Raw genomic sequence first — 6,101 nt, 5'->3', positions numbered from 1 at the left:
CCCCGGATCCGCCCCCGGCCCGCCCTTCCCGGCTGCCCCGGACAGCCCGCCCCTCAGTCGCTCCCCGTCTCCTGGGCGACCTGGACGAACTGCGCCACCGCCTCGGTGACGTAGCGCTCGGCGGCCTCCTTGTCGAGGCCGAGCCCGCTCAGTACGCCCTCGCCGTGCTCGTGCTCCAGCAGGGCGAGCAGCAGGTGCTCGGTGCCGATGTAGTTGTGACCGAGGCGCAGCGCCTCGCGGAAGGTGAGTTCGAGGACCTTCTTGGCGGCGGGGCCGTAGGGCACCAGCTCCGGTACCTCCGCGGCGGCCGGCGGAAGGGCGGAGGCCGCCGCCTCGCGGATCGCGTCCAGGGTCACGCCCTGGTCGGCGATCGCCTTGGCGGAGAGGCCCTCCCTCTCCGTGATCAGGCCGAGGACCAGGTGCTCGGGCAGGCCCTCGGCGTTGCCCGCGGTCTTGGCGGCGTGGTGGGCGGCCATGACGGCGTTGCGCGCGCGGGGCGTGTAGCGGCTGAAGCCCTGGCTCGCGTCCAGGTCGGCCGACTCCTTGGGCACGAAGCGCTTCTGCGCCGCCTGCCGGGTGACGCCCATGCTCCGGCCGATGTCCGTCCAGGACGCGCCCGAACGCCGGGCCTGGTCCACGAAGTGCCCGATGAGGTGGTCGGCCACCTCGCCGAGGTGCTCACCGGCGATGACGGCGTCCTGGAGCTGTTCGAGGGGCTCCCCGTGCGCCTTCTTGATCGCGGTGATGAGTTCGTCGAGTCGTACGGATGACGTGATGTTCGGGTCGGTCGTCATGTGTCAACCGTAGGTTGCATCCCACGGACTGTCAACCTTCGGTTGACAGTCCGCTTTTCGGTCCCCTCTCGTGGCACCATCGCTTGCGTGAGTACGTCCCGCACCGTCGACCGTGCCTTCGAGACCGCCCTGTACGACACCGCCGACGACGCGCTCGACACGGCGGCCTCGCTGCTCGCGGCCGACCCGGCGGCCGACGCGGAACTCGCCGCGCGCGGCGCGGAGTTCGTGGCCGCGGCCTGGCGGCGCGGCTGGCAGCCCGCCGACCTCGTACGCGTCGTGCGCCGCGAACTGGGCCCCGAGCACGTCCGTTCGGTGGCCGCGCTGATCCGTGCCCAGGCACCGCACGACCGGCCGCGCGGCCCCCGCTGGGCGGCCCAGCTCGACGCCCTCCCGGACGAGGCCGCGCCGCCCCGCACCGACCGCTTCTCGCACGCCGGTGCCGTACTGGAGCTGTACCGCCTGCTGCTGCGCCTGCCCGCGCTGGAGCCCCTGGTGGCGGGGGAGACGGGGGAGAAGGCCGGCGGGGCACGGGAGGGGCGGCCGGAGTCGCGCGCCCTCGCCCGCATCCGCGCGCTGCTGGCCAAGGCGGAGGCGACCGGGTATCCGCAGGAGGCGGAGGCGCTGAGCGCCAAGGCGCAGGAGCTGATGGCCCGGCACAGCGTCGACGAGGCGCTGCTGTCGGCGCACGCGCCCTCGCCGGACGCGCCGGGCGCCTGCCGGATCGGGGTCGGCCCGCCGTACGAGCAGGCCAAGGCGGTCCTGCTGGACGCGGTGGCCGACGCCAACCACTGCCGCGCGGTGTGGAACGAGCCGCTCGGCTTCTCCACGGTCGTCGGTTTCGAGGCCGACCTGGAGGCGGTCGAACTCCTCTACACCTCCCTGCTGGTGCAGGCCGAGGCGGCGATGACGAAGGCGGAAGCCGCCCAGCGGGCCGGTGGGCGGGGGCGTACCAAGACCTTCCGCCAGTCGTTCCTCGCCGCGTACGCGCACCGCGCGGGGACCCGGTTGCGGGCGGCGGCGGAAGCGGCCACCGCCGACAGCGGTTCCGCGGCGGACGTGGATCTCCTGCCGGTCCTCGCCTCGCGCGAGGTCGCGGTCACCGAGCGCCTGGAGAGCATGTTCCCGGAGACGACCACCACGCGCCTGCGCGGCGTGAGCGACGCGGCCGGCTGGACGGAGGGCACCCGCGCGGCCGATCACGCCCGCGTCGGCCGCCACCGCCCCCTGGCGTAGGGCGCCCGGCACGATCCCACACGCGATCCGGGCACCATCCTCCCGGCGGCGCCCAACGACCATCCTCCCGGTGGCGCCCAACGTCCGCCCCCGGTTTCCGGCGTCAGCCTCCCGGCCCTCGACGCCGGCCTCCCGGTGACGTCCGCCCTCCCGGCCCCCGGCGTCAGCCCCCGAGCCCCTCCGTCGGCAGCCCCGGGGGCATCGAGCCGCCCTCGGACCTGGTGAAGGTCTCCTCGCCGAGGCCGCCCTCCCAGGTCACCGTGAGGGAGGTGCCGTCGACGGACGCGACCTTGCCGGTAGCCCGGTCGTCGCTGCCGTCGGTGCACTTGAGGCGGATCGTGCGGGCGCCCGTAGCCTCGGCGGCGGTGCCGCTGCACACGGTCCCGCCGGTGGCGAACAGGCCGGCCTTGTCGCCGGTGACGATCAGCGCGACGGCCTGGCCGCCGGTGGTCGCCAGCCAGCTGCCCTCCAGCCCGTCCCCGGCGGACGGCGATCCGCCGGTGCCGCCGCCCGCATCCGTACCCGCGGACGCGCCGGGATCCGCCGACGGCGACGTGTCACCGCCGTTCGAGCCGCTGGAGCCGCTGGAGTCGCTCGACCCTCCGCCCGAGCCGCCCTCGCCGGAGCCTCCGTCGTCGCTGCACGCGGTCAACGCCAGCGCGCCCGCCAGCCCGAGGGCCACGGCCGCCGCCCGCAGGGAACGCCGGCCGCGTGGGCCCCGTCCGCGCGGGCCCCGGCCGGGCGCGGCGCCCGTACCCGCGGGGCCCCCGCCCGTCACGTTCGCCGTGCTCGCCGTACTTTCCGCAGTCACCCACGTCACCGGAAGCTCCAAGCTGTCGCCGGACGGCCGTTCGGCCCCGAACAGCCGCAAGCTACCAGGACGACTTGCGCACCCCCGGCAGATGCCCGGCGTGCGCCTGCTCGCGCAGGTTCACCCGGGACAGGCCGAAGACGCCGAAGTACCCGCGCGGGCGTCCGTCGATCTGGTCGCGGTTGCGCACCCGCGTGGCGCTCGCGTCGCGCGGCTGCCTGCGCAGTTCCCGCTGGGCGGCGAGCCGTTCGGCCTCCGTGGAGGAGGGGCGGCGGACGGTCTCCTTCAGCTCGGCCCGGCGCGCCGCGTACCGCGCGACGATCCGCTGCCGCTGTTCGTTCTTCGCGATCTTGCTCTTCTTCGCCATCAGATCTTCACCCCCCGGGCACGGATGCGGGCCACGGCCGCCTCGACGCCGATGGTGTCGACGGTCTTGATCCCCCTGGCGCTCAGTCGCAGCCGCACGTGCCGTCCCTCGCTGGGCAGCCAGTAGCGCTTGGTCTGGATGTTGGGGTCGAAGCGGCGCGAAGTGCGCCGGTGGGAGTGGGAGATGCGGTTGCCGAAGCCGGGCTGGGCGCCGGTCAGCATGCAGTGGGCGGACACGGGTGACGTACCTCTCCTTCAGGTGGAGCGCTCGCAGGTGTTAATGGAATTCATTTTCAGTAAGATACCAGCATGGCACGCAACGAACTCCGTCCGGTCATCAAACTCCGGTCCACCGCCGGTACCGGCTTCACCTACGTCACCCGCAAGAACCGGCGCAACGACCCGGACCGCCTGGTCCTGCGCAAGTACGACCCGGTGATCGGCCGGCACGTCGACTTCCGAGAGGAGCGCTGACCGTCATGCGCAAGGGCATCCACCCCGAGTACCGCCCGGTCGTCTTCCGCGACCGCGCCGCGGACTACGCCTTCCTCACCCGCTCGACCATGACCAGCGAGCGCACGATCGAGTGGGAGGACGGCCGGACCTACCCGGTCGTCGACGTCGAGATCTCGAACGTCAGCCACCCCTTCTACACCGGCACCGCCCGCGTCCTGGACACCGCCGGACGCGTGGAGCGCTTCGAGCGCAGGTACGGGAAGGGCGGCGGGGCATGAGCGGGGCGGGCCGCCCCCGACGGCCCGGGGCGGAACGCCCCGGCCTGCCGGTGGTGATCGTCGGCGGGCTGCACGCCGAGGCCCGCCGGGCGGCCGTGGCGCGGCTGCTGGCCGACGTGCCCGGCAGTGTCGTCCTCCACCACGACCTGGCGACGGCCGCCGCGGGCACCGTCGTACGGACGGTGCGGGACGCCACCGGCATCCTCTCCGCCGGCGAGGCGCCCCTCGTCAACGACTGCGCGTGCTGCGCCCTGCGCGAGGACCTCGTGCCGGAGCTGGTCCGCCTCGCCGACGCCGGGGGCACCCCGCTGGCCGTCGTCGAGCTGTGGGACTCCGTCGAGCCCAAGGCCATGGCGGAGGTGGTGACGGCCGGCGGCTTCACCGTCACCGGTGTGATCACCGCCGTCGACCCGGCCCTGGTCCTGCCGTACCTCGGCAACGGCGACGACCTCGCCGAGGGCGGTCTCGCCGCCGCGGCCACCGACCAGCGCACCGTCGCCGACACCTTCGCGCGCCAGCTGGAGTACGCCCCCGTCCTCGCCCTCGCCGAGGGCCTCCCCGGCTCGCCCGAGGCCGACGACGAGGACCGCGAGCTGCTCGCCCAGCTGCACCCTACGGCCCGCCGGGTCCCGATCGGCCACGGGCACCCGGCGGGCGCACCACCTGCGGGCCCCGCGTCCGCGTCCGCGGCCCCGTCCTCCGCACTGGCGCGGGCCGCGCTCGCCGGGTTCGACGTGGAGGCCGCGGCCGCCGCCCAGCACCCGGCCTGCGCCCTGCTGCCGGCCGATGCCGACGCGCACGGCGTCGCCACCCTGGTCTGGCACCGGCGCCGCCCCTTCCACCCGGAGCGGCTGTACGCGGCCCTGGAGGACCTGACCTGCGCCGCCGCCCGCAGCCGGGGCCGGTTCTGGCTCGCCGGCAAGGGGGACACGCTGCTGCACTGGGACGCCGCCGGGGGAGCCCTGTGCGTGGAGGGCGCGGGGCCGTGGCTCGCCTCGCTCCCCGACGCGGCCTGGGAGCTGGTGCCGCCCGTGCGTCGCGCCGCCGCCGCGCTGGACTGGCACCCCGAGCACGGCGACCGCTGCCAGCACCTGGTCTTCACGTCCCCGGGCCTGGACCGCGACGGTCTGGAGCGGCTCCTGGAGTCCTGCCTGCTGACCGACGCCGAGTACGCCGCGGGACAGGCCGCCTGGGAGCTGCTGCCGCCCGCCTTTGACACCCTCCTGGAGGTCTGATCCATGCCCACGCCCCGCAGAGGCGAGCGCAAGCCCGCCCGGCAGCGTCCCAACCCGCTGGACCGGGACGGAGTGACGTACATCGACTACAAGGACACCGACCTGCTGCGGAAGTTCATCTCCGACCGTGGCAAGATCCGCAGCCGCCGCGTCACCCGCGTGACGGCCCAGCAGCAGCGGCAGCTGGCCAGGGCGATCAAGAACGCCCGCGAGATGGCGCTGCTGCCGTACTCCACGCGCTGACCGGCCGCGCGCCGGTCAGCCGCACGTCCACCGAGGGGCCCGTTCCGCGAGCGGGCCCCTCGGTGCTGCCGCGGTGCCGTCCCCGGGCTGTCGCAAGTTGTTGCATATTCTTCAAAATCGGGGGCACGAGCGGGAACGACTTGCCTGAGCACGGCGTCAAAGAGAACAGGGCTCGGTCAAGCGGCCGCTCAAGCTGTCACCGCAAAAGCTGTAACCACGGCAACACCACGCGTGCACGTGCATTTGCTCATGCATCTGCACGTGAACAGGGTTATGATCCGGATCAGTTGACCACTGCATCTACTGCATCTACTGCACCGATGGCCTCATCGGCCACTGCATCACCGGGGAGCGACCTGTGGACCACGACGTGTACGACGTGTACGCCGCTGACGACGCGTCCGGGGCGTACAACGGCATGACCGCCACGCAGTTGCAGGACGTGTCCTGGCAGAAGAGCCGGCACAGCAACTCGCAGGGTTCCTGCGTCGAGTTCGCGAGGCTGCCCGGCGGCGCGGTGGCGGTGCGCAACTCCCGCTTCCCGGACGGCCCCGCCCTCGTCTACACGCGCGCCGAGATCGAGGCCATGCTGCTGGGCGTCAAGGACGGCGAGTTCGACCACCTGATCGCGAGCTGACCCCGACCGCCTTGCACGGCGTCACGGTTTCACGACGTCACGGTT

Annotated in this window: 10 protein-coding genes; 6 read left to right on the top strand and 4 right to left on the bottom strand. The window is 73.7% G+C overall.

Going from position 1 to position 6,101, the window contains the following annotated elements; genetic code table 11:
- Nucleotides 1–53 precede the first annotated feature (53 nt).
- Nucleotides 54–794, bottom strand: a complete 741-nt coding sequence (locus IG94_RS0135730) for a Clp protease N-terminal domain-containing protein (protein WP_031047396.1) — start codon at nucleotides 792–794, stop codon at nucleotides 54–56.
- A gap of 87 nt (nucleotides 795–881) precedes the next feature.
- On the opposite strand from IG94_RS0135730, the gene IG94_RS0135725 reads away from it, so the two are divergent.
- Nucleotides 882–2,030, top strand: coding sequence for a DUF2786 domain-containing protein (locus tag IG94_RS0135725; RefSeq protein WP_031047393.1), 1,149 nt, complete (start codon nucleotides 882–884; stop codon nucleotides 2,028–2,030).
- Between the two features lie 163 nt (nucleotides 2,031–2,193).
- Here the strand turns inward: IG94_RS0135725 and IG94_RS0135720 are convergent, their stop codons facing one another.
- From IG94_RS0135720 to rpmB, 3 genes are all read right to left on the bottom strand, one after another.
- Nucleotides 2,194–2,727: a hypothetical protein gene (locus IG94_RS0135720; RefSeq protein ID WP_031047388.1), complete on the bottom strand. Its 534-nt coding sequence runs from the start codon at nucleotides 2,725–2,727 to the stop codon at nucleotides 2,194–2,196.
- Nucleotides 2,728–2,902: 175 nt separating this feature from the next.
- Nucleotides 2,903–3,208 carry a 30S ribosomal protein S14 gene (gene rpsN, locus IG94_RS0135715; RefSeq protein WP_031047385.1) on the bottom strand — a complete coding sequence of 102 codons (306 nt, stop codon included), beginning with the start codon at nucleotides 3,206–3,208 and terminating at the stop codon, nucleotides 2,903–2,905.
- Nucleotides 3,208–3,444 carry a 50S ribosomal protein L28 gene (gene rpmB, locus IG94_RS0135710; RefSeq protein ID WP_031047382.1) on the bottom strand — a complete coding sequence of 79 codons (237 nt, stop codon included), beginning with the start codon at nucleotides 3,442–3,444 and terminating at the stop codon, nucleotides 3,208–3,210. Before rpmB ends, rpsN begins: the two co-directional genes overlap by 1 nt.
- 72 nt (nucleotides 3,445–3,516) lie before the next feature.
- Here rpmB and rpmG point away from each other — a divergent pair, with 72 nt between their 5' ends.
- The 5 genes from rpmG (at nucleotide 3,517) to IG94_RS0135685 (ending at nucleotide 6,056) form a co-directional block, all read left to right on the top strand.
- Nucleotides 3,517–3,681, top strand: coding sequence for a 50S ribosomal protein L33 (gene rpmG / locus IG94_RS0135705; protein WP_031047380.1), 165 nt, complete (start codon nucleotides 3,517–3,519; stop codon nucleotides 3,679–3,681).
- A gap of 5 nt (nucleotides 3,682–3,686) precedes the next feature.
- Nucleotides 3,687–3,941, top strand: a complete 255-nt coding sequence (locus tag IG94_RS0135700) for a type B 50S ribosomal protein L31 (protein WP_031047379.1) — start codon at nucleotides 3,687–3,689, stop codon at nucleotides 3,939–3,941.
- Complete coding sequence (locus IG94_RS0135695; protein ID WP_052411020.1) at nucleotides 3,938–5,176, top strand: GTP-binding protein; 1,239 nt, start codon at nucleotides 3,938–3,940, stop codon at nucleotides 5,174–5,176. Before IG94_RS0135700 ends, IG94_RS0135695 begins: the two co-directional genes overlap by 4 nt.
- 3 nt (nucleotides 5,177–5,179) lie before the next feature.
- Nucleotides 5,180–5,419, top strand: a complete 240-nt coding sequence (rpsR, locus tag IG94_RS0135690) for a 30S ribosomal protein S18 (protein WP_031047362.1) — start codon at nucleotides 5,180–5,182, stop codon at nucleotides 5,417–5,419.
- A gap of 358 nt (nucleotides 5,420–5,777) precedes the next feature.
- Nucleotides 5,778–6,056: a DUF397 domain-containing protein gene (locus IG94_RS0135685; RefSeq protein ID WP_031047360.1), complete on the top strand. Its 279-nt coding sequence runs from the start codon at nucleotides 5,778–5,780 to the stop codon at nucleotides 6,054–6,056.
- The last annotated feature ends 45 nt before the right edge of the window (nucleotides 6,057–6,101 follow it).

The sequence above is a fragment of the Streptomyces olivaceus genome, assembly GCF_000721235.1.
In the GTDB taxonomy this organism is placed as follows: Bacteria; Actinomycetota; Actinomycetes; order Streptomycetales; family Streptomycetaceae; genus Streptomyces; species Streptomyces olivaceus.
This window is presented reverse-complemented; position numbering and strand designations above follow the sequence as displayed.